The organism is Kitasatospora sp. NPDC088134 (assembly GCF_044741705.1).
Classification (GTDB): domain Bacteria; phylum Actinomycetota; class Actinomycetes; order Streptomycetales; family Streptomycetaceae; genus Kitasatospora.
Map to the genome: position 1 here is coordinate 338,740 of NZ_JBIUTD010000001.1, position 21,912 is coordinate 360,651.

Genomic DNA, 21,912 nt, shown 5'->3' on the forward strand with positions numbered 1-21,912 from the left:
TGGTGGACGGGCCGGCCATCCGGACCGGCCCGACGCCTGGAAATATATACCGATGGGAAGGTTTTTTCACCGGGTACAGTGTTCCCGTTAGGTAAAAAGCAGGCCGCCTCCGGGGGCCACCCAGAAGAAGGTGACACTCGCTGTGAACCGATCCACGGATCGTGCGGCTTCCCGGCCGAGCACCGCCCGCGCCTCCCGCACCGCCCGTACCGCCCGTACCGACCAGTTGATCGAGCCCAAGCAGGAGCGGGCCGTCCTCACCCGGGCCCGCATCCTCCAGGCGGCCGCCGAGATCTTCGCCGAGCACGGGTACCCGCGCACCTCGCTCGCGGACGTCGCCGCCCGGGTGAACATGACCAAGGGCGCCGTCTACTTCCACTTCAAGGACAAGGACGACCTGGCGATCGCCGTGGTCGAGACCTTCTACACCCGGTGGCCAGCCGCGCTGGAGGAGGTCCGGGCGAAGAACCTGGACCCGCTGAGCACCGTGATCGAGCTGATGGACCGCACCGAGCGCGAGTTCTTCGGCGACGTGATGGTCCAGGCGGCGGCCCGGCTGCAGTCCGAGCGCTCGCTGATCAACTCCGACCTCCCGCTCCCCTACCAGGACTGGATCGACCGCCTGGCGATCCTGCTGGCCGCGGCCCAGGAGCAGGGCCAGGTCCGCACCGACCTCTCCGCGGCGGACCTGGCGCGCACGCTGATCTCCGCCTTCTTCGGCATGCAGCACATCTCCAGCGTCCTGCACGACCGCAAGGACCAGGCCAAGCGCTGGGCCGACACCAAGCTCCTGCTGTTCGCCGGCCTGCGCCCGCAGTCCGCGTAGCGGCCCGGGCCCGCGAAGCGCGAGCGGCAGGGGTCGGGTCCGGAACACGCTCCGGACCCGACCCCCGCCGCTCGTTCGTACGGGACTTCTCGCTCCCGCGGGCCGTGGGCTAGGCCGGCGGCAGCACCCGCTTGGCCACCGCGACGGCGTTCATCACCCGCGGGATGCCCGCGTAGGCGGTGACGTGGGTGATCAGCGCGACCAGTTCGCCGCGCGGGACGCCGAGGTGCAGGGCGGCGCGCAGGTGGGTCTCCAGCTGGGCCTCGCAGCCGCCGATCGCCACCAGGACGGCGATGGTGGCCAGTTCGCGGGTCCGCAGGTCGAGTCCGGGGGCGCCGACGAAGGCGCCGAAGACGTACTCCACCACGGTGTGGCCGAAGCGTTCGTCCAGCGGCGCGAGGTCGGCGACCATCCGGTCCGGGTCGAGGCCGAGCGCGCGCATCACCTCGGCCCCGTGCTGCTGGCGGGCGGAAACGGGCGCGGGGGCCGGTGCGGGAACGGGCGCGGCAACGGGCGCGGGGGCGGTGGTCATCGGGGTGTTCCTCCGTCAGTGGGGCGGCCGCCGGTCAGCGGGTGACCGGCAGGATCTCGGCGGGGTAGCGCTCGCCGGTCACCAGCTCGGGGCGCAGCGCCTCGTCCAGCAGGGCGAGTTGGGCGGGCGTCAGGGTGAGGGCGGCGGCCTCGACGTTCTGCGCCAGGTAGGCGGTGCGGCGGGTGCCGGGGATCGGCAGCACGTCCTCGCCCTGGGCCAGCACCCAGGCGAGGGCGACCTGCGCGGTGGTGGCGCCCTGCTCGGCGGCGACGGCGCGGACGGCCGTCAGCAGCGGCAGGTTGGCCTCCAGGCCGCCGTCGGCGAACCGCGGGTTGCCGCGCCGGAAGTCGCCCTCGCCGAGCTGGTCGAGGCCGCGGACGGTGCCGGTGAGGAAGCCGCGGCCGAGCGGCGAGTAGGCGACGGTGGTGACCCCGAGTTCGCGGGCGGCGGCCAGCACGCCGTCCTCGACCAGGTTGCGGGTCCACAGCGAGTACTCGCTCTGCAGCGCGGCCACGGGGTGGACGGCGTGGGCGCGGCGGAGCTGTTCGGCGCTGACCTCGCTGAGCCCGATCCGGCGGACCTTCCCGGCGGTGACGAGTTCGGCCATCGCGGCGACGGTCTCCTCGACGGGGGTGGTGGTGTCGAGGCGGTGCGCGTAGTAGAGGTCGATGCTGTCGACGCCGAGCCGGCGCAGCGACTCCTCGCAGGCGTGGCGCAGGTGGGCGGGCGAACTGTCGTGCACCCGCTGGCCGTTGATCAGCCGGATGCCGAACTTGGTGGCCAGGAAGGCGTCCTGGCGGCGTTCCCGCAGGACGCTGCCGACCAGTTCCTCGTTGTGGCCCCAGCCGTACATGTCGGCGGTGTCGAGCATGGTGACGCCGGCGTCCAGGGCGGCGTGGATCAGGCGGCGGGACTCGGCGTCGTCGGCGGCGCCGTAGTGCAGGCCACTGAGCCCCATGCAGCCGAGTCCGAGCGCGCCGACGGCGGGGCCGTCGGCGCCGATCCGGCGGGGCGGGGCGGTCAGGGCGGGCACGGTGTCGCGGCCCGCCGGTGCGGTGGCGGAGGTGGTGGTGATGGTGGTGGGGTTCATGGTGTCCTCGCTGGCGGCGGCCATCCGGCGGTGGTGACGAATTCGCCGAACGACGCCTGCTGGAGCTTGAGTTGGGCGTGGATGTCGCCGCCGAGGCCGAAGTGGCCGATGGCGCCGCCGTAGTTCTGCTGGTAACTCATCCACAGCAGCACCACGTTGACGATCCGTTCGGGCCCGGGCGCGCCGGGGGCGGGGAACGGGTTGGGCAGCTTGGCGTGGTAGCGGCCGGCGCCGCGGCCGTCGGTGATGAAGGCGTTGGGTATGCCCAGCGGGCCGGGCCGGTGCGGTCCGAACGGGGCGGGTGCCAGGTCGTGGGTGCGCAGCGACATGACGGTGTAGATGCTGTCCGGGATCAGGTCGGCGAACTCGAAGGAGAACTCGCCGGAGTGCCCGTTGTCGGTGACCGAGACGTCCAGCACGCCCCGGGCCCGCACCCACTGGCCGAGGGTGATCGGCTCGGTGATCCGGCGGCCGTCCTCGGGCCGCAGGTCGGGTATCGGCACCTCGTGGAACGGGTAGCTGGGCCGCCGCACGCCCCAGGCGTCGGGGCGCTGCTCGGGGGCGAACAGCATCGGGTAGTTGTTGACGGGCAGCGGCAGCGGCAGGGTGTGCAGCACGATGTCCCGGTCGGCGGGGGTGAGTTCCTCGGGGAGTTCGCGGACGATGGTGTACGGGACGTTCCGGCCGTGCGGCGGCTCGGCGCTCTGCGCGGAGACGATGGCGCGGCCCCAGCGGGTGTCGGTGCCGCCGCCGGGGGCGGGGCGGTTGATCATGCCGATGACGACGAAGTCGCCGTTGCCGTCCATGACTTCGCTGGGCGGGTAGGTCGGGCCCTGGGTGGTGAGGCTGAGTTCGTAGCTCTGCTTCTGCACCGTCAGTCCTCGATCCGGGCGTAGGTCTCCAGGAAGAGGCCGGCGTCGCCGCCGGTGTCGGTGACGATGTAGTTCTCCCGGGCCTGGACCAGGATCTCCTCGTAGTGCGGGGTGCGGAACACCGCGTTGTGCACGGCGGGTTCGACCGAGAAGCCGGCCACGAACAGCACGCCGGGCTCGGTGCTGAGCAGCGAGTGGTAGGCGAGGAAGGTCTCGGACTCCTCGGCGCCGCGGACCACCTCGAAGATGGTGCGGTCGCGCCAGGCCAGGTAGTCGGCGATCACCGGCGGCTTGACCTCGACCCGGCGCAGCTGGACGAACGGGTTGTCGGGCAGGGCGAGGGCGGTGGGCTTCGGGGCCTCGACGAACTCCTGCAGCTGGCGGCGGAAGTCGCCGGCCAGGTACGGGGCGAGGGCCTGCCACTGGGCGGCCCACTCGGCGTGCAGGGCGGGCACCTGGTCGAGGCCGTCCAGGGCGCGCAGTTCCAGCAGCGTCCCGCGCTCGGTGGAGCGGTAGAGCTGGGCGACGGCGCCGTGCTCGGCGTTCAGCCGCTGCCAGGCCTTGACGGCCTGGTCGGCGGCGTCGGCCTGCACGGGGACCTGGGTGACCAGGAGCAGCTGTGCGGACATCGGGGTTCTCCTTCGATTGCGGGCAGCGGGCGGCGGGCGCGGGGCGCCGGGGCATTTCAGGAGCTCGGGTGTTCGGGCTTTCAGGTCTTCGGGTGTTCGGGCTTTCCGGTGCTCGGGCGTTCAGGAGGCGGCGGGCTCCGCCGCGGTGAGCGGGAGCTGGACGGGCGCGTTCGGCGACTGCCGGAAGGCGTGCACCCGCACCTGCGTCCAGACCCCGCCGCGGTGGAACGGGTCCGCCTCGATCCACCGCTCGGCGGCGGCGCGGTCGGGGACGTCGATCAGGAAGAGGCTGCCGACGCCCTGCTCCCCGGCGTCGTCCAGCAGTGGTCCGTAGACCAGCGCGGTCGGCCGGGCGGTGCGCAGGTGCGCGGAGTGTTCGGGGCCGAGGGCGGCGCGCTGCGCCGTCACGTCGTCGCCGTCGAGGCAGTGAATGGTCCACAGCATGGGAAGGTCACGCTCCTGCGGTGGCGGCCAGGGCCGGCACCGGCGGTTCGGCGGTTCGGTGGGCGGTGAGGACGGTGCGCAGCTCCTGGCGGGCGGCCATGTGCTCCTGCTTGACGGCGAACAGGCGCTGGATGCTGTGGATCTGCGCGGCGAACCGGGCCGCGGTGCGGCCGGTCTGGTGCACGGTGACGGTGAAGGACAGGCTCTGGCCGGTGGCGGTGGCCCGCTGGTCGGTGAGCCGGTACTCGAGGTGGGCGGGCAGCGGGAAGACCAGGCTCTCGAAGGTCGAGTCGACGTGGCCGATGACGAAGCGGGTGGCCGGTTCGGCGGGGACGAGGAACTGCTCGGTGACGGCGGTCCAGGTCTGCCGGGCGGCCTCCAGCAGGGTGACGGCGGGGATGTGCAGCCCGGTCAGGTGGTCCTCCAGGACCTCGACCCGCTCGTCCAGCACCAGGGGGGTGCGGTAGTGCTCGGGGCCGAGCCGCTCCACCGCGCCGATCAGGACGTTCTTGTCGAACGCCTTGTGGGTGACGGTCCGTTCGGAGGGCTCCGGGACCCCGTCGGGGCCGACCGCGAGCCGGCCGTCGGCGGCACCGGCGGCGGCCCGCAGCTCGGCGAGCTGACCGGCCGTCAGGCCCTGGCCGACGGTGACGGCGTACGGGGTGTCGCCGTCGGCGGCGGACCAGGTGCGCAGGCGCTCCAGCAGGTCGGTGGCGCCGATGGCGCCGGGCAGCGCGAGGAACTCCTCGAAGCGGTCGCCGACCACGACCAGGGGCGGGTTCACGCCGCCACCGCCGCGCCGCCGAGCAGTTTCGCGTAGGCGTCGGCGAGTTCGGCGACGCTGCGGACGTCGGAGAGCACCAGGTCGCCCTCGGCGAACGGGTCGACGCCGGTCTCCATCTCCAGCTGGATGATCAGGCGGGCCAGCAGCAGCGAGGACAGGCCGATGGCGTTCAGCGGTTCGGCGCCGGTGATGCCGTCGTGCTCGACGCCGGCCTCCTCCAGCAGGTCGGTGATCTGCCCGCGGACGAGGTCGAGCAGGTCGTTGGTGCTCAGCATGTGATTCCTCCGTCGACGACGATGGTCTGGCCGGTGATGAACGAGGCCCTGGACGAGGTGACGAACAGGACGGTGTCGGCGATCTCGTCGATGTCGGCGAGCCGCCCGAGCGGGGTGCGGCGCTGGATGCGCTCGCGGTTGCGGTCGGTGACCTCGGTGGTCATGTCGCTGTCGAAGAAGCCGGGGATCACCGAGTTGACGCGGATGTTGAGCGGTCCCAGTTCGCGGGCCAGGCTGCGGCTGAACCCGTCGAGTCCGGCCTTGGTGGCCGCGTAGACGGCCACGCCCCGGTACCCGCGGATCGCGTTGATGGACGAGACGTTGACGATCTGTCCGCTGCTCTGGGTGCTCATGACCCGGGCGCAGGCCTGGGCCAGGGCGATCGGCGCGCTCAGGTTGCTGGCGATCAGCGCGTCGATCTGCCGGGTCGAGGTGGTGAGGAACAGTTCCTGCTTGTTCAGCACCGCCGCGTTGTTGATCAGCAGGTCGATGCCGCCGAAGCGGCGGGCGGCGGCGGTGACGAAGCCGCGCAGCGCGCTCCGGTCGCCGAGGTCGACCTGCGCCCAGAGGAAGTCGTCGGGGCGCTCGGCGGCGGTCCGTTCGGTGAACTCGTTGGCGGAGCGGCTGAAGGTGGCGACCTTCCAGCCCTCGTCGAGCAGCCGCTGGGCGAGGATCCGGCCCAGGCCGCGGCTGCCGCCGCTGATCAGGGCGACCTGTCCGCGGACGGCCGCCGGCCCGCTCACGCGGCGCTCCGGATCTTCTTGAACCGGTCGGAGTGCTGCCGGGCGCCGGAGACCTCGACCAGGGCCGGGACCTTGTACGCCTCCAGCTTGCGCCGGCAGTGCTCGCGGATCAGCCGCTGCACGGTGCGGGCGTCCGCGTCCTGGTCGGGGGCGAGCAGCACGGTGGCCTTGACCACCATGCCGGTGACCGGGCTGGGGTGGCCGCTGACGGTGGCCTCGGCGATGCCGGGCACCTCCAGGACGGTGCTCTCCACCTCGCTCGGGTAGACCTTCTCCCCGCCGACGTTGATGATCTCGGAGCGGCGGCCGAGGATGCGCATCCACTCGCCGTCGGTCTCCACCACGTCCTGGGTGTTGAAGAAGCCGTCCTCGTCGAACGGCGCCTCGGCGTTGAGGTAGCCGAGCATCGCCATCTCGGAGCGGATCCACAGCACACTGTCGATGATCTTGTACTCGAAGCCGGCGGCCGCGCCGAGCTTGACCCACAGGGTGTCGTCGCCGCGCGACTTGGTCGGCAGGATGCCCAGTTCGGACAGGCCGTAGGTCTGCTTGAACCGGACGGCCGGCAGCAGCCCGGCGAGCCGGGTCAGGGTGCTGATCGGCATCGGCTCGGTGCCGTAGGTGACGAGTTGCAGCGCGGAGCAGTCGTAGCGCTCCAGCACGTCGGAGAACAGCACCATGTTGAGGAAGGTCGGCGTGGTGGGGAGGATCTGCACGCCGTACTCCTGGACGGCGGCGAACACCGCCTCGGGGGTGCGCTCGGCGACGGTGACCACGGTGCCGCCCTGGACCAGGGTGTGCAGCAGGGTGTTGATGCCGCCGATGTGGTCGAGGCTCAGGAAGGACAGGATGCGGCGCGGGGTGCCGCCCGGGGCGTAGCGGGCCAGCACCTTGCGGAAGTCCAGCACCGAGGCCTTGCTGCGGCCGGTGGTGCCGGAGCTGAACAGCACCAGGCCGGGGCTGCCCGCCGCGCGGAGCCGCCCGTACAGCTCGTGCCCGGCCGTGCGGCCGGTGCGCTCCAGGGTGCGGGCGCCGGTGCCGTCGGCGGTGACCACCACCTCGACCTCGGCGACCTCCAGGAACTCGGCGCGCTTGGCGGCGGGCAGCGGCGTCAGCGGGACGACGACCGCGCCGCGGTCGATCAGGGCCAGCAGGCCGGCGCAGATCTGCGGGGAGTAGGCACCCTCCAGGGTCACCACGTCGCCGGGCCGCACGCCGTGCCCGTCCAGGTACTGCTGCCAGTCGGCGACCAGGCCGACCAGCTGCCGGTAGGTCCAGCTGCGGCCGTGGAAGACCACCGCTTCGGCATCCTCGAACCGCGCTATCCGGTCGATGTCGAATTCGCTCATCAGAACTCCACTGAAAGTCGAATGTGCGGGCGATTCAGAAACTATTCGGAGCCGCGTTCGGTTTCAACCGGCCGAATCCGTCAGCCCGGTCGGGCTACCCGAAGGTCTACCCCACTGCGAGCTGCGGCGATGCCGCGTGCAGCACGGCGGTGAGCACCACCTGGCGGTGCCGCGACCAGCATCCGGAGAATTCCCGCAACGGCATTCCGTCGACCACCGGGCCGGGCACCAGGAGGCGCGCCGAGAATGTCCCCGACGGGTCGATCCGCAATTCCGCGTCATGGAATCCGAGCCATGTCCGGGCGAGCGGGAACCACGCCTTGTAGACGGATTCCTTCGCACTGAACATGACGGTCTCCCAGTGCGTGCCGGGCCGTTCGGCGGCCAGCCGGGCGGCGGCCGCGCGCTCCGCGGGGAGCAGCACGGCGGCCGGCAGGTCCGGCGGCAGCGGCCGGTGCTCCTCGGCGTCGATGCCGACGGAGCGGTACTCGGCCGACCTGGCGGCGGCCGCGGCGCGGTAGCCGCGGCAGTGGGTGATGCTGCCGACCGTCCCGGGCGGCCAGCCCGGTTCGCCGCGCTCCCCGCCCGGCAGCGGTCCCGGGGGCAGCCCGAGGGCGGCCAGGGCCTGCCGGGCGCAGCGCCGACCGGTGGCGAACTCGCGCCGCCGGGAGGCCACCGCATGGCGAAGGCAGGTCTCCTCCTCGGGGAAGAGATCTGCCTTCGCCTCGTCGTGCGTGGTCCAGGCGGTGGCGACGTTCGCGGGCAGCAGGTGCTCGATCACGGTCGCTCCCGGTGCTCCTGACGGACCGTGGGGTGCTACCGGGCGGCCGCGGCGGGCTGCTCGGCGGCGGGAGCCGCGGCGGTCGCCGGAGCGGCGGTCGCGGCCGGGGCCGCCGCGGGGGTGCGGCGCAGCAGGCGGTGGTGCTGCCCGGAGGAGATCACCACGCCGGACATGACGACCAGTCCGGCGATCACCTGGACCCAGGTGACCTCCTGGCCGAGGACGAACGAGGCCAGCACGGTGAACACCGGCACCAGGTGGAAGAAGACCGCCGTGTCGGCGACGCCGAGCCGGACGATGCCCTGGTTCCAGAACACGTACGCCAGCACCGAGCCGAGCGCGCCCATGAAGAACAGCGCGCCGTACACCTGCCAGGGCAGGTGGGCCAGGACGCTCGGGGTGGGCTGCGGGGAGACCGCCAGCGCGACCGCCCACAGCGGCACGAAGCCGATGATGTTGGTCATGCCGGTGGTGATCAGCGGGGTGCTGTTCTTCACGTAGCGCTTCTGCACGACCGCGTAGAACGCGAAGCAGATGTTCGCCACCAGGCAGCAGATGTCGCCGATGTTCGGCGGCTCCAGCCGCTGCACCGAGCCGACCAGGATCAGCGCCGCGACGCCGAGGAAGCTGATCGTGGTGCCGACCTTGTGGTTGCCGCTGATCTTCTCCTTGTAGAAGACCGCCGCGATGAGCGCGGTGACCAGCGGGTTGGTGGCCTGGATCAGCGAGCCGTTGGTCGGCGAGGTGTACTGCATGCCGAGGAAGAAGAAGGTGTTGAAGCCGAACACGCCCAGCAGGGCGAGCACGACGAACGCCTTCCCGTTCTGCCGCACCACCTCGGCCACCTTGGCGCGCTGCGGCAGCAGGATCGCCGCGGTGATCGCCGCGGCCAGGGTGAAGCGGAGCGCGGCGCTGGCCGGCGCCGACAGGTAGTGGACGGAGTACTTGGCGAAGTTGAACGTCGCGCCCCAGAAGAAGGCGGACAGCGTGAGCAGCGGGTAGATGCTGCGGGTCTTGGCAGTCATGGCTGGGGTGTCTCCTCGTCAGGCCCAGAGCCAGGCGTCGAGCTCGATGGTGGACGGGTGGGCCCGCCCGGAGCTGTTCAGGATCGCCAGGGTGGCGTCGACCACGTCCTCGGCGCCGAGCATCCGGGCGCGCTGCTCGGGGGTGTAGTCGATGAAGGGCTTCATGTTGTCGCGGAAGCCGGTGTCGACCTTGTCCAGCACGATGCTGGAGACCTTGACGCCCCAGGGGCGGGCCTCCTCGATCAGGCACTTGGTCAGGCCCTCGATGCCGAACTTGGACACCGAGTAGGCCAGCATCGCGCCGGGAGGGGCACCGCGCTTGCCCCAGATCGAGGACATGTTGACGACGGTTCCGCTCCCGGCGGCCTTCATGTGCGGGAGCACCGAACGGGCCATCAGGAAGTAGCCGGTCAGGTTGGTGCGGAGGGTCTTCTCCCACATGTCGGGGTCGGTGTCCAGGATGCCGCCGAAGTAGGCGACGCCGGCGACGTTGAGCAGGTCGTCGATCTTCCCGAAGCGCTCGACGGCGGCGGCCACGGCCGCCTCCACGGCGGCCCGGTCCCCCACGTCGTGGCTGCTGGTGAGCACCTGGTCGGTGCTCCAGCCGGCCTCGGCGACGGCCTTGGCCAGCCCCTCGGCCTCGTTCGAGTGCAGGACCAGCGCGTGGCCCGCGTCCGCGAGGCGCTTGGCCAGGGCGAGGCCGATGCCCCGGTCGGCGCCCGTGATGAGCGATACCCGTCGACTGTCTCGACTCACGTGACTCTCCTTCGGTGGGTGTTCCGGTGGGTGTTCCGGTGGGTGTTCGGGTGGGTGCACGGTGGTGCGCGGTGGTGCGGTGCGGTGCGGCTCGGGGGGGGGGGGTGAACGGTCAGGCGGCGCGCAGGAGTTGGGTCAGCGGGCCGGAGTCGGCGGAGAGCCGGGGCCAGCCGTCCCGGAGCGCGTGCGCGGTCAGTTCCGGGTCGGCGCCGACCTGGTGCGGGTGGCCGACCCGGCGCAGCATGTCGAGGTCGCTGGAGTGGTCGCCGTAGGCGTGGCAGTCGGCGGCGTCCAGGCCGAGCCGGGCCACGGTCTCCTCGACGGCGAGCCCCTTGACCGCGCCGATCATCGGGCGCTCCACCTCGCCGGTGAGCCGGCCGTCCGGGCCGACCAGCGGGACGGAGCCGAGCGCCAGGTCGGCGCCGAGCTCGGCGGCCAGCGGTTCCAGGCAGGCGAAGAACGAGCCGGAGACCAGCACCACGGTGTCGCCGGCCCGCCGGTGGGCGCGCATCGCCTCGACGGTGGCGGTCACGAAGGCGTCGCTGCGGGTGCGGTAGGCCGCGTACCAGGCCAGCCCCTCGGCCCGCAGCTCGGCGGCGGACACGCCGGCGAAGCCCCGGTAGTAGGTGCGGTTGACCTCGGACCGGTGCGCGCCGGAGGCGGCCAGCGCGTGCAGCCCGCCGAGCGCGCTGCGGTACGCCTCGGGCCCCTGCCCGCCGGGGGCCTGCTCGTGCCAGTGGCGCAGGAAGTCGAACATGCTCTTGACCGTGATGACGGTCTCGTCGACGTCGAAGAAGGCCGCTCGGCGCGACTCTCCTGCCATGTCTCACTCCTGGGGGTAGTGACGGAAGACTGCGGACGGCGCGTCGGCCCGCGCCGGGTGCCCGGCGGTGCGCGGCGCCGCCTCGGACGGCATGCTCGCCACGGCCGGTGGACCGGGGATCGGACACCGGGCGAGGTTCCGAGGGTTTTGCAGGCAGGGCCTAGGGCCTGTCTTCGAACCCCCGGCGCGGCCCCGCGGTGGTCGGTGCGTGCTCTCGGCGTGCCGGCCGGAAGCCCTCGTACTGGGTGTACTTGGGTTTTCGGCCAGTGCGGCGAGCGGGCCCCTCCTGCCCGAGGGCGGGCAAGGAGGGCGCGTGCCGGGCGCCGTGGGGCAGGCGGGGGTTTGAAGACAGGACCTAGCCGGCCGCGCGGACCGGGGCGGCGGCGGTGTGCTGCCGGGGGACCCGCCCGGCCAGGCAGTGCTCGTACAGCCCTTCGCGCAGTGAGCGGGTGACGGCGCAGGTGCGGTTCGGGGCGTCCAGCTTGGCCAGGATGTTGCCGACCAACCGTTTGACCCCGTGGTCGGAGATGGCCAGCCGGCGGGCGATCTGCTTGTTGCTCAGCCCGTCGACCATCAGCACCAGCACCTCCTGCTCGCGGGCGGTCAGCCGGGGCAGCGGCCTGGCGGCGGGCGGGCCGCCGGGCGCCAGCAGCCGCCGGGCCAGCCCGGCGGGGAGCGGTACCCGGCCGGCCGCCGCCTCCCGGACCGCCCCGATCAGCGAACGGGGCGTCAGGTCGTCGGCGTCCAGGACGCCCGCGCTGCCGGTGCCGACGACCTCGGCGAGGTCGACGGTGCCGATCTCGCGGACCAGCAGCAGCACCCGCAGCCCGGCGCCGGTGAGCGCCGCCGCGTCCGCCGGCCCGAGGTCGTCGAGCGCGAGCAGCAGCAGCGGCCGGCGCTCCGCCGCCGCCCGGGCCCGGCCGATCGCCGCCCCCGGGCCGCCGCAGGAGGCCAGGACCCGGATGCCGTCGGCCGCGGCGAGCACCCGCTCCACCTCGGCCCCGGCTCCGGCCCGCAGGCCGAGCACCACCTCGACGGCGGGCCCGACCGTGCGCATCTCGTCGTCAAGCATCGTGATCACCCCCTAGCGGGACCTCGCCCGCAGTTCGGGCAGACCTCGATCCCGGCGCCATCCCACGATGACATGAGAAGCATACCCTTGAGAAGGTATTTTTTTGCAACCCCAGTTGGGGTAAGGAATCTGACGATCAGACAGGGGTAACAGACGGGTTAAACATACCGTTCGTAAGGTATCTTGCGGGTAACGCCGGCAGGAGAGGTGGCCCGACCTTGAAGCAACAGCGCGCCCTGCGCACGTACGAACAGACCCTGGACGCCGCCGCCGCCGAGTTCATCCGGTCCGGCTACGCCCGCACCACGCTGGCCGCCGTGGTCGGCCGGACGGGCATGACCAAGGGCGCCCTGTACGGGCACTTCTCCTCGAAGGAGGCGCTCGCGGCGGCGCTGCTCGCCCTCGGCACCGCGGCCTGCGCCGACGTGCTGGAGCGGGCGGCGGCCGGGGCCGGCTCGCCGACCGAGGCGCTGCGCCTCGGCGTGGTCGGCCTGCTGCGGCAGTTGGGCAGCGACGTCCGGCTGCGGGCCGCGCTCCGGCTGGCCGTCGAACCGGCCGCCGCCCTGGACGGCGCCGACCGGCTGGTCGGCCTGGTCGGCGACTTCGTCCTCCGGCAGGCCCGGGCGGCCCGCGCCGCGGGCGAACTGCCGGCCGCCTGCTCCCCCACCGCCGCCGCGCACTTCCTGCTGGCCCTGGTGGTGGGCTACGAACGCCTGCTCGACACCGCCGGCCTCGGGCTGGACTCCCGTGCACTGCAGGACAGTTGGCTGATCCTGGAGCACTTCGTCCGGACCGGCCGGCGCGACCCGCCGCCGGACTGACGGCGGGTCGCCCCGGGCGGCGCCGAGGGGTGGGGCGGGTCAGGCCGGGCGGCGGGTGAGCTTCACCCGGACCGGGCCGCGGACCTCCAGGGTGATGCCCTGGCCGAGCGGGACCTCGGTGTCGACGGCGGTGACCTCGTACTCGCGGAGCAGGACGGCCAGCGCCAGCACCGACTCCAGCATCGAGAAGTGCTGGCCGATGCAGGCCCGCGGGCCGCCGCCGAAGGGGTACCAGGCGTAGCGGTGCCGCCCCGCCTCGCGCTCGGGGGTGAACCGCTCCGGGTCGAAGCGCTCCGGGTCCTCCCAGTGCGCGGGGTGACGGTGCGTCACGTACGGGGCGATCAGCACGTCCGCGCCGGCCGGGATCTCCACCCCGCCGACCACGGCCGCCTTCACGGCCCGCCGACCGACCGAGGGGGCGGCCGGGTAGAGCCGCATCGCCTCCTTCAACACCATCGTCAGGTACGGGAGTTGCTGGTAGTCGGCGGCGGTCGGGCGGCGCCCGTCGGCCAGCAGTCCGGCAGCCTCCCGGTGGGCCCGTTCCTGCTCCTCGGGGTGCTTGCCGAGCAGGTGCAGGGCGAAGGTCAGCGAGGTGGCGGTGGTCTCGTGGCCGGCCAGCAGGAAGATCAGCACCTGCTCGCGCAGCTCGGTGGCGTCCAGCTGGTTGCCGTCCTCGTCGCGGGCCTTGGCGAGCAGGGAGAGCAGGTCCTCGCCGTCGGCCGCGTCCCCGTCGGTGGCGCGGCCCGCGATGATCGTGTCGCACACCTCGTACAGCGTCCGCTCGGCGGCCAGCGCCCTGCGGTGGCCGGGCAGCGGCCACGCGCGGGGCAGCCGCAGCGGGGAGAAGCCCCGGTCCCGGACGAAGGCGTTGAGGATCGGGAAGGCGTGGTGGACGGTCTCGACCGCCTCCTCGACGTCCTGGCCGAACAGGATGCGGGCGACGGTGCGCAGCGCGAAGCGGTTCATCTCCTCGGCCAGGTCGACCTGCCCGCCGGGGGCGGTGGCCCAGCGGGCGGCCAGCGCCTCGGTCTCGACGCCGATCGCGTCGGCGTAGCCGTCGACCCGGCGGCGGGTGAACAGCGGCTGGACCAGGCGGCGCTGGCGCAGGTAGTCCTCGTCCTGCGAGGTGAGCAGGCCGTTGCCGAAGCTCTCCCGGATCTCGCCGTAGAAGACGTTGTCCTTGCGGAAGTTGGCCGCCTCGGTGGCCAGCACCTGCTGGGCGCCCTCGGGCGAGGTGACCAGCCAGAGCTCGGCCCGCAGGCCGGGCGGGCCGGCCTGGATGCGGACCACGTCGCCGTGGTCGCGCCGGGCTGCGAGGTAGGTGGCGAGCGGGTCGCGCTTGAGGTCGAGCAGCGAGCCGATCAGCGGCAGTCCGGCCGGGCCGGGCACCCGGGTGGTGGTGGCCATGGAGTTCCCCCTCCGTCAGCGGGCGAACCGCCGTGTGCGGACGGTTCGCTGAAACCGCGTCAGTATCCCCCGGCGGGGCGGCGCGGGGCGAGGGCGCACGATCGACCCCCGCCCGCCCGCCTCTTCGGGGGCCTTGGCCTTGAGGCATTGCACATGCCACCCTTAAGTTCCTCTTAAGGTCGCTTGTGCGATGAGACAGCAGCCCCGGGCCCAGCAGCTGCGGCACTATGATCACCTGATCGCACCCCGACCCTCGCCCGCGACCGACCGCCCGACCGGCTGTACGACCGGCCGACTGCACGACCGCCGCCACGTCCGCCCACCACGACCAGGGGAACCCCAGCCATGCGCAGCGCCAGACGACTCCTCGCCGCCTCCGCCGTCCTCGTCCTCGCGGCCGGCCTGACGGCGTGCACCGGCTCCGCCGGCTCCTCCACCACCGACACCGCCGTGACGCCCCGGCCCGAGGTCAAGGGCACCGTCACGGTGTTCGCCGCGGCCTCGCTCAAGGAGTCCTTCACCGAGATCGGCAAGCGCTTCGAGGCCGCCTACCCGGGCGTCAAGGTGACCTTCAACTTCGGCGGCTCCTCGGCGCTGGCCCAGAGCATCGTCTCCGGCGCGCCCGCCGACGTGTTCGCCGCGGCCAGCCCGGCCACCATGAAGACCGTCGGCGACGCCAAGCTGACCGGCGGCGACCCGAAGGTGTTCGTGAAGAACACGCTGGAGATCGCGGTCGCCAAGGGCAACCCGAAGCACGTCGCGGGCCTGAAGGACCTGACCGGCCTGAAGACCGCGCTGTGCGCCAAGGAGGTGCCGTGCGGCGCCGCCGCCGTCACCGCGCTGAAGGCCGCGGGCGTGGACCTCACCCCCGCCACCTACGAGCAGGACGTCAAGGGCGCCCTCACCAAGGTCGAGCTCGGCGAGGTCGACGCCTCGCTCGTGTACCGGACCGATGTGAAGGCCGATGCTGCGAAGATCGACGGCGTGGACTTCCCCGAGGCCGCCCAGGCCGTCAACGACTACCCGATCGCGGCGCTCGCCAAGGCCCCGAACGCCAACGGCGCGGCCGCGTTCCTCGGCTACGTCGGCTCCGCGGACGCCCGCCGGGTGCTCACCGAGGCCGGCTTCCAGGCGCCGTGACCTCCCCCCGCTCCACCACCGCACCACACCCCCGGGGCCGGCGGCGGCCCCGGGGGGCCGGCCGCGCGCCCGCCGCGCTGCTGCTGCCCGCACTGCTCGGCCTGGCCTTCCTGGTGCTGCCGCTGCTCGGCCTGCTGGTGCGCGCGCCGTGGAGCGCGCTGCCCGGCCTGCTCACCGGCCCCGAGGTCTGGGAGGCGCTGAAGCTCTCGCTGCTCTCCGCGACCCTGGCCACCGCCGTCGCGCTGCTGTTCGGCGTGCCGCTGGCCTGGCTGTTGGCCCGCACCGACTTCCCCGGCCGCCGGGTGGTGCGCGCCCTGGTCACCCTGCCGCTGGTGCTGCCGCCGGTGGTCGGCGGTGTCGCGCTGCTGCTGGTGCTCGGCCGCAACGGCATCCTGGGCCGCCGGCTGGACGCCTGGACCGGCATCACCCTGCCGTTCACCACCGCGGGCGTGGTGCTCGCCGAGGCGTTCGTGGCGATGCCGTTCCTGGTGATCAGCGTGGAGGGCGCGCTGCGCGCCGCCGACCCGCGCTACGAGGAGGCCGCGGCCACCCTCGGCGCCTCCCGGCTGACCGCCTTCCGCCGGGTCACGCTGCCGCTGGTCGCCCCCGGGATCGGCGCGGGCGCCGTGCTGGCCTGGGCCCGGGCGCTCGGCGAGTTCGGCGCCACCATCACCTTCGCCGGCAACTTCCCCGGCCGGACCCAGACCATGCCGCTCGCCGTCTACCTCGCCATGGAGTCGGACCCGGAGGCGGCCATCGCGCTCAGCCTGGTCCTGCTCACCGTCTCGGTCGCCGTCCTGGCCGGCCTGCGCGACCGCTGGATGTCCACGCCGTGAAACCCCCCACCCCCTCCCTGGACGCCGAACTGCGGGTCGAACGCGGCGCGTTCACCCTCGACGTGGCGCTGAGCGCCGAACCCGGCGAGGTGGTCGCGCTGCTCGGCCCGAACGGGGCCGGCAAGTCCACCGCGCTGCGCGCCCTGGCCGGGCTGCTCCCGCTGACGGGCGGTCACCTGCGGCTGGACGGCGCGGCGCTGGACTCCCCCGCCGACGGGGTCTTCCGGCCCGCTGAGCAGCGCCCGATCGGCGTGGTCTTCCAGGACTACCTGCTGTTCCCGCACCTGTCGGCGCTCGACAACGTCGCGTTCGGGCTGCGCTGCCGGGGCCTGCGCCGGTCCGCGGCCCGGGCCGGGGCGCTGCCCTGGCTGGAGCGGATGGGCCTGGCCGAGCACGCCGGGCGGCGCCCCGCGCAGCTCTCCGGCGGCCAGGCGCAGCGGGTCGCGCTGGCCCGGGCGCTCGCCGTCCGGCCCCGGCTGCTGCTGCTGGACGAGCCGCTGGCCGCGCTGGACGCCCGCACCCGGCTCGACGTGCGGGCCGAACTCCGGCACCGGCTGGCCGAGTTCGAGGCGGTCGCGGTGCTGGTCACGCACGATCCGCTGGACGCGATGGTGCTGGCCGACCGGCTGGTGGTGATCGAGTCCGGGCGGGTCGTGCAGCGCGGCCGCCCCGCCGAGGTGGCCCGGCGCCCGCGCACCGACTACATCGCCCGACTGGTCGGCCTCAACCTGTACCAGGGCACCGCCGACGGCCGCCGCGTCACCCTCCCCACCGGTCAACTCCTCATCACCGACGAGGAGTTGACCGGCCCCGCGTTCGTCGCCTTCCCGCCCGACGCGGTCACCCTGCACCGGCACCGCCCCGAGACCAGCGCCCGCAACCTGTTCCCCTGCACCGTCGCCGGCCTCGACCTGCACGGCGACCGCTTCCGGGTCGACCTGACCGGCCCCCTCCCGCTCGCCGCCGACCTCACCCCCACCGCCGCCGCCGACCTCGACCTCACCCCGGGCACCCGCGTCTGGGCCGCCGTCAAGGCCACCCAGACCCACGCCTACCCGGCCTGACCGGGCCCGCCACCATCCGGGTGCCATGGCCGCCTTCGACCACCTGCGCACTGCCCTGTGGGACCGCACCCGGGCCGACGGGGCGCCGCCGCTCACCCCGCCGAGACCCCCGAGGCCACCACGCCTCGGGCCGTGGAGGCCATGCTCACCGGCCTGGCCGGCTGCACGGGCGTCGAGAGGTCCCAGGACAGGTACTGCACGGCGTACAAGCTGTTCACCCTGGTCTTCCCGGCCACCCCCGCCGAAGCCCCGCGCTCCTTCGCCGACCTGAACCACGCACAACAACGCGTCGTCCGCTTCCTCGCCGAACGGCCCACCGACGGCTGGCCCACCGACGGATTGGACGCCCTCCGCCGCTGGAAGGTCCCCACCGCGCATCCCGACCTGCGCGCATACGTCGGGAGTGCCTGAGCACGATGAAAAGGCCGCGGAGCGACGGGAGTTCGATCGGTGCCCGTCCCACCCGGAAACCGGACCGACCGGATCAAGGCGACAGGGCGGTCAGGGGCCGGAGTCGGTCGGTGCGGGGGCCGTACCTCGGAGGTCTTCCGGTACGAGGGAGAACAGGACGAGGTCGACCCGGCCCGCGTGCACGAAGCCGGCGTTCCGCAGAATGCCTTCGCGGTGCAGGCCGGCCCGGAGCGCGACTTTCCGGGAAGCGGTGTTCTCGGTGGCGGCCAGCAGTTCCATCCGCTGGAAGGCCTGATCCATCAGCACCCATCTCCCCAGCGCCCGAGTGGCCTCGGCGGCGATCCCGCGTCCCCTGGCCCAGGGAGCCGTCCAGTAGCCGACCTCGCTCACGCGCGCCCGCCAGTCGGTCTTCTTCAGCCCGACAGTGCCCATCAACCGGTCGCTGGAGGCGTCGGCGATCGCGAAGTGGATACCGTCACCGGACTCACGCAGCGCGTGCGCGACCTCGGTACACTAGGCCGTCGCGTCCTCACGGGTATAGGGCCGGGGCAGCGGGAGCCACCGCTGGGTGAGCTCGTCCGAACAGGCAGCCCGGGTGTCCTCGATGTCGCCGCCGGTGAACGGACGAAGCCTCAGCCGACTCGTGTGCATCACCGTCTCGGGGAAGATGCCCGGCATGCCCGTCTCCGTTCGCAACCCGCCGTCGCAGCCGGGCCGACAGTAACAGGAGACCACCGTCGACCCGCCCCGACAGGTGTTCCTGGAACGGACCCAGGGCTCAGGTACTCACTCCTCCGCCCGGACGTAGACGTCCCCGGCCCCCGGGAGCGGGCCGCCCTCGCTCCGCACGACGAAGACCTGCCGCTGCCCGTCTCCCGGTACCAGGGCCGCCTCGTCGGGGACGTAGTACCTCCCCTTGCCCGGATGCTGCTCGTGCGAGAGTCCGGCCATCCGCTCCACCCCGACGGCGTCGCCCCCCGCCCGTCCCCGGGTCACCGCGACGACCCCCAGGACCGCCACCACTGCGGTGAACACGACGCACGACACCAGGAACCCCACCAGCACCACCCGCCGAGCGGGCCGTCCGACTGTCATACCGCCCGCACCCTACTTGTCGCCGAGCGGCGCCGGAGCGGTTTCGCGGACACCCGTGGGTGCTCCTGGGGCACGGAGGTCACCAGCCCCCGTGGGCCGGGCGGGAAAAAGCGGTTGCGGTACGGAGGGGCGTGGCTAGAGTGGCGGTGCGGGCGGCTCTGCGGCGTGCTTCCTTCTCCTTCCCTTCCGAACAGAACCAGCGCGCCCCCTCTCCGCCCGCTCTCTCGTCTGCCGCCTCCCCCGAGGGGTTTCCCGGTATGCCCCGAGCCACTACGGCTCCTTTCGACGTGCGCGTCGATCTCGATCTCGGTTCCTTCCTGCTCCGCCGCCGTTCGGCCGTCGCCGTCGACCCGGCCGAGCTGCTGCCCGCCGCGGACCCGTGGTCCCGGCGCGGCCTGGTCGCGCTGGACGCCGACCTGGCCGAGCGCGGATACCTGCTGACCGTTCAACTCCGTTCCGCGCTGGCCCGGTTGGCGCCACTGCGGCTGGCCTCGACCGGTGACGCCCTGCTCGCCCGGATCGACCACCTGCTGGGCACCGACCGCCGGCACGCCCCGCTGTTCCGCCGCTTCCCGGACGCGGTGCCGGAGCACGCCTCCGTCCTGCACAACCGGCAGATGCGCGCCTTCCTGCTGAACCAGCCGAACCAGCCCTGCGCCCGCTGCACCCGCACCGGCGCCCGGGTCGGCATCGGCCTGCTCGCCCCGTGCCTGCACCTGCTGTGCGCCGACTGCCTGGACGAACTGTCCACCGGAACGGCCGAGTTGTGCTGCCCCTCGTGCGGGGCGGCACTGCCCGCCCACCCGTTCGTACTCGGCGGCCACCGGGCCGACCCGGAGCCGGAACCGGTCGGCAAGCAGCCCCCGGTCCGCCCGCGCAAGCCCCGCGAGGAGCCCGCGCTGCGCCCGCTGCGGCTGCTCGCCGCAGAGCCGACCGCCGCCGCCCTGGCCGAGCTCGACCGCCTGCTGGCCCGGCGCACCCCACTGGCGCCGCAGGACCGGGACGACCTGGCCACCCTGCTCGCGCACGCCCCCGACGACCTCCCCGACCTGCTCCCCGCGCAGATCCCGCTGCGCGAGACGAAGGCCGTGGTGCTGGCCGAACTCCTGCGCCGCGGCGGCGAATCGGCGCTCCCGCTGCTCGCCGGACGGATCGACACCGCCACCGACGTGCTGCGCCTGCTCTGGGCCCGCAACGGCGTCGAACCGGACCTGCTGCCCGGCACCGCCCGCCGCCTGCGGCTGCGCAACCTGCCGCGGCCGCTGCGCCGCGGCCTGCTGGCGATCCTGGACGGGCTCGGCCCGGCCGCGCTCGCCGAGGACCTCCGCCGCCACCGGGAGCCCTGGCTGCGGGCGGGCGAGCTGCTGCACCCGTTCGAGTTCCGCGGCCGGTTCCCCGCCGTCGCGGCCGCGTTCGCGCTGCTGCGCACCACCGACCTGGACGCCCACGGCGTGGGCCGGGAGCTCACGGAGCCACCCGCCCCGCTGCGGGTCGCCCGGACCGGCGGCCGAACCCGGCTCGCCCACACCGGCTTCGCCGGCCGGGTGGAGCAGTTGCTGGCCACCGGCGACGTGACCGGCGCGGTGGACGAACTCGCCCACCGGCCAGGCGAGTTGGTGCGCCGCCTGCACCACCTGCTGCGGGTCCGGGCAGCCACCGCGCCGGGCGAGCCGCTGCCGCCCGCGCTGTCGGCCGCCGTGGCCCGGGCACTGCCCCGGGTGGCGCCCGGCCCGCTGCTCGGCGCCTACGGCCGGCTGCGCGGGCCCCGCTCGGCGGGCGAGCGCCGGCTGTACTTCCCGCGCGGCCTGGTTTCGCTGGCACACTCCCGCGCGGACCACGGCACCGTCGTCCCGCCCGAACTCGCCGCCCCGCTGGTCGCGTTGATCGAGGCGGAGCTGCTGCGCCGGGCCGGTGACCACCCCGAACGACCCGAAGTCAGCCTGCTGGACGAGGGGTTGGCGGGGCTGATCGCCCCGTTCGCGGAGCGCTCGGTGGCCCGCACCCTGGTCACCGTGCCGCGCGGGAGCAGCCTGCCGCTGCCGGACGGCGGGCGGCTGCGGCTGTTCCTGCACTGGATGCCGCCCGCGGGGCTCCGGGTCGACCTGGACCTGTCGGTGGCGCTGTTCGACGCGGACTGGCGGTTCGCCGGGCTGTGCGACTACACCAGCCTCCGCTTCCTCGACCGGGCGGCCGTGCACTCCGGGGACTACGTCTCCGCCCCGCCGCCGCACGGCGCCAGCGAGTTCGTCGACCTGGACCTGGACCGGCTCGCCGCCGCCCGGGTCCGCTACGCGGTGATGGTCGTGTTCAGCTACAACGACGTGTCCTTCGAGCAACTGCCGGAGGCGTTCACCGGGTTCGCCGACCTCGGGGCGACCCCGCCCGGCGGCCGGCACCTGCACCCGCGGGCGGTCCGCCAGCGGATGGACCTGACCGGCGACGCCAAGGTCTCGGTGCCGATGATCGTGGACCTGGCGGACCGCCACTACACCTGGACCGACCTCAACACCGACGCGAACGGCGGCTTCCACAGCGTGGCCCGGCACCACGAGGAGGTCGGCGCGCTCGCCCGCGACGTGCTCGCGCACTTCTCCCCCGAGCAGCGGGCCACCCTGTGGGACGTGGCCTGCGCCCGGGCCGCGCACACCGAGGGCGACGTCCTGGTCCGCGACCGGTCCGGCGCCCTGCGCCGCTGGCGGCGCGGGCCGGACGAGGAGCTGTCGGCCTTCGCCGGGCGGCTGCGGGCGCTGCGCGACCCGGACGGTCCGCCGCCGGGCGGCTCGCTGCCGGACCAGGAACCGGGCGAACTCATCGCCGGGAAGCGGGTGTTCGTGGCCCTGGTGGACGGCGATCCGGTCGCTCCGGACGAGCTGTCCGGCGAGCTGTACCGCCTGCACCCGGGCGCGCTGGACGCCGCGCCGGACACCCTGGCCCGGCTCACCGCGGGCGACCTGGTGGCCGGGCTCGCGCCGCAGAGCGCGGCGGGCACGGCGGGCGGAGCGGACGCGGCGGGCTCGCGTACAGTGGCGGGCATGCATCGTGGTGTTCTGCCCCCTCCCGCCGGCTGAGCGGGCGGCCGGCCACTCCCTGAGTCCGCCCGGGGCCCGATCGCGCTGTGCGCGGGGTTCCCGGGGCGG

24 protein-coding genes are annotated in these 21,912 nt (G+C 73.6%); 7 read left to right on the forward strand and 17 right to left on the reverse strand.

Translation table 11 applies throughout. The features are described from left to right. Positions 1–142 precede the first annotated feature (142 nt). A complete protein-coding gene (locus ACIOHG_RS01375; protein ID WP_400943986.1) occupies positions 143–826 on the forward strand; it encodes a ScbR family autoregulator-binding transcription factor in 684 nt (227 codons plus the stop codon). Positions 827–935: 109 nt separating this feature from the next. Here the strand turns inward: ACIOHG_RS01375 and ACIOHG_RS01380 are convergent, their stop codons facing one another. From ACIOHG_RS01380 to ACIOHG_RS01445, 14 genes are all read right to left on the reverse strand, one after another. Next, positions 936–1,358 (reverse strand): carboxymuconolactone decarboxylase family protein, encoded by a 423-nt coding sequence (locus tag ACIOHG_RS01380; RefSeq protein WP_400943988.1) that lies wholly within the window; start codon positions 1,356–1,358, stop codon positions 936–938. Between the two features lie 34 nt (positions 1,359–1,392). Further along, a complete protein-coding gene (locus ACIOHG_RS01385; RefSeq protein ID WP_400943991.1) occupies positions 1,393–2,472 on the reverse strand; it encodes an aldo/keto reductase in 1,080 nt (359 codons plus the stop codon). Beyond that, positions 2,445–3,320, reverse strand: coding sequence for a hypothetical protein (locus tag ACIOHG_RS01390; protein WP_400943994.1), 876 nt, complete (start codon positions 3,318–3,320; stop codon positions 2,445–2,447). Before ACIOHG_RS01390 ends, ACIOHG_RS01385 begins: the two co-directional genes overlap by 28 nt. Positions 3,321–3,322: 2 nt before the next feature. Next, the gene (locus tag ACIOHG_RS01395) at positions 3,323–3,949 is read right to left on the reverse strand and encodes a hypothetical protein (RefSeq protein WP_400943997.1); all 627 of its coding nucleotides are present in this window, start codon (positions 3,947–3,949) and stop codon (positions 3,323–3,325) included. Between the two features lie 120 nt (positions 3,950–4,069). Further along, positions 4,070–4,393, reverse strand: coding sequence for a YciI family protein (locus ACIOHG_RS01400; protein ID WP_400944000.1), 324 nt, complete (start codon positions 4,391–4,393; stop codon positions 4,070–4,072). A 7-nt stretch (positions 4,394–4,400) separates the two neighbouring features. Next, positions 4,401–5,177, reverse strand: coding sequence for an AfsA-related hotdog domain-containing protein (locus ACIOHG_RS01405; protein ID WP_400944003.1), 777 nt, complete (start codon positions 5,175–5,177; stop codon positions 4,401–4,403). After that, positions 5,174–5,452, reverse strand: a complete 279-nt coding sequence (locus ACIOHG_RS01410) for a phosphopantetheine-binding protein (RefSeq protein ID WP_400944006.1) — start codon at positions 5,450–5,452, stop codon at positions 5,174–5,176. The genes ACIOHG_RS01405 and ACIOHG_RS01410 overlap by 4 nt, the downstream gene beginning before the upstream one ends. After that, positions 5,446–6,195: an SDR family NAD(P)-dependent oxidoreductase gene (locus ACIOHG_RS01415; protein WP_400944009.1), complete on the reverse strand. Its 750-nt coding sequence runs from the start codon at positions 6,193–6,195 to the stop codon at positions 5,446–5,448. Before ACIOHG_RS01415 ends, ACIOHG_RS01410 begins: the two co-directional genes overlap by 7 nt. After that, the gene (locus ACIOHG_RS01420) at positions 6,192–7,544 is read right to left on the reverse strand and encodes a class I adenylate-forming enzyme family protein (protein WP_400944012.1); all 1,353 of its coding nucleotides are present in this window, start codon (positions 7,542–7,544) and stop codon (positions 6,192–6,194) included. Before ACIOHG_RS01420 ends, ACIOHG_RS01415 begins: the two co-directional genes overlap by 4 nt. A 106-nt stretch (positions 7,545–7,650) precedes the next feature. Further along, positions 7,651–8,325 (reverse strand): 4'-phosphopantetheinyl transferase, encoded by a 675-nt coding sequence (locus ACIOHG_RS01425; RefSeq protein ID WP_400944015.1) that lies wholly within the window; start codon positions 8,323–8,325, stop codon positions 7,651–7,653. A 35-nt stretch (positions 8,326–8,360) separates the two neighbouring features. After that, positions 8,361–9,350 carry a DMT family transporter gene (locus ACIOHG_RS01430; RefSeq protein ID WP_400944018.1) on the reverse strand — a complete coding sequence of 330 codons (990 nt, stop codon included), beginning with the start codon at positions 9,348–9,350 and terminating at the stop codon, positions 8,361–8,363. A gap of 18 nt (positions 9,351–9,368) precedes the next feature. Further along, complete coding sequence (locus ACIOHG_RS01435) at positions 9,369–10,106, reverse strand: SDR family oxidoreductase (RefSeq protein WP_400944021.1); 738 nt, start codon at positions 10,104–10,106, stop codon at positions 9,369–9,371. Between the two features lie 112 nt (positions 10,107–10,218). Continuing rightward, a complete protein-coding gene (locus tag ACIOHG_RS01440) occupies positions 10,219–10,929 on the reverse strand; it encodes an HAD family hydrolase (RefSeq protein WP_400944024.1) in 711 nt (236 codons plus the stop codon). 355 nt (positions 10,930–11,284) lie between these two features. Further along, a complete protein-coding gene (locus tag ACIOHG_RS01445; RefSeq protein WP_400944821.1) occupies positions 11,285–12,001 on the reverse strand; it encodes a LuxR C-terminal-related transcriptional regulator in 717 nt (238 codons plus the stop codon). A gap of 218 nt (positions 12,002–12,219) precedes the next feature. Between ACIOHG_RS01445 and ACIOHG_RS01450 the strand changes: the two genes are divergently transcribed. Next, entirely contained in the window at positions 12,220–12,822 is a 603-nt protein-coding gene (locus ACIOHG_RS01450) for a TetR family transcriptional regulator (RefSeq protein WP_400944026.1), read from the forward strand. A 39-nt stretch (positions 12,823–12,861) separates the two neighbouring features. Here ACIOHG_RS01450 and ACIOHG_RS01455 read toward each other — a convergent pair whose 3' ends face one another. Continuing rightward, positions 12,862–14,229 carry a cytochrome P450 gene (locus tag ACIOHG_RS01455; protein WP_400944029.1) on the reverse strand — a complete coding sequence of 456 codons (1,368 nt, stop codon included), beginning with the start codon at positions 14,227–14,229 and terminating at the stop codon, positions 12,862–12,864. A gap of 345 nt (positions 14,230–14,574) precedes the next feature. Here ACIOHG_RS01455 and modA point away from each other — a divergent pair, with 345 nt between their 5' ends. The 4 genes from modA to ACIOHG_RS01475 all read left to right on the forward strand — a co-directional run bounded on the left by modA (position 14,575) and on the right by ACIOHG_RS01475 (position 17,680). Beyond that, positions 14,575–15,369 (forward strand): molybdate ABC transporter substrate-binding protein, encoded by a 795-nt coding sequence (gene modA, locus ACIOHG_RS01460; protein ID WP_400944032.1) that lies wholly within the window; start codon positions 14,575–14,577, stop codon positions 15,367–15,369. After that, a complete protein-coding gene (locus tag ACIOHG_RS01465) occupies positions 15,366–16,205 on the forward strand; it encodes an ABC transporter permease (RefSeq protein WP_400944035.1) in 840 nt (279 codons plus the stop codon). Before modA ends, ACIOHG_RS01465 begins: the two co-directional genes overlap by 4 nt. After that, the gene (locus ACIOHG_RS01470) at positions 16,187–17,269 is read left to right on the forward strand and encodes an ABC transporter ATP-binding protein (protein ID WP_400944823.1); all 1,083 of its coding nucleotides are present in this window, start codon (positions 16,187–16,189) and stop codon (positions 17,267–17,269) included. The genes ACIOHG_RS01465 and ACIOHG_RS01470 overlap by 19 nt, the downstream gene beginning before the upstream one ends. A gap of 132 nt (positions 17,270–17,401) precedes the next feature. Then, a complete protein-coding gene (locus ACIOHG_RS01475; RefSeq protein WP_400944038.1) occupies positions 17,402–17,680 on the forward strand; it encodes a hypothetical protein in 279 nt (92 codons plus the stop codon). Positions 17,681–17,770: 90 nt separating this feature from the next. Here the strand turns inward: ACIOHG_RS01475 and ACIOHG_RS01480 are convergent, their stop codons facing one another. Together ACIOHG_RS01480 and ACIOHG_RS01485 are read right to left on the reverse strand one after the other, a co-directional pair. Continuing rightward, positions 17,771–18,172 (reverse strand): GNAT family N-acetyltransferase, encoded by a 402-nt coding sequence (locus ACIOHG_RS01480; protein WP_400944825.1) that lies wholly within the window; start codon positions 18,170–18,172, stop codon positions 17,771–17,773. 294 nt (positions 18,173–18,466) lie between these two features. Then, complete coding sequence (locus ACIOHG_RS01485) at positions 18,467–18,775, reverse strand: hypothetical protein (RefSeq protein ID WP_400944041.1); 309 nt, start codon at positions 18,773–18,775, stop codon at positions 18,467–18,469. 287 nt (positions 18,776–19,062) lie between these two features. Here ACIOHG_RS01485 and ACIOHG_RS01490 point away from each other — a divergent pair, with 287 nt between their 5' ends. Next, the gene (locus ACIOHG_RS01490; protein WP_400944044.1) at positions 19,063–21,843 is read left to right on the forward strand and encodes an MXAN_6230/SCO0854 family RING domain-containing protein; all 2,781 of its coding nucleotides are present in this window, start codon (positions 19,063–19,065) and stop codon (positions 21,841–21,843) included. Positions 21,844–21,912: the final 69 nt, after the last annotated feature.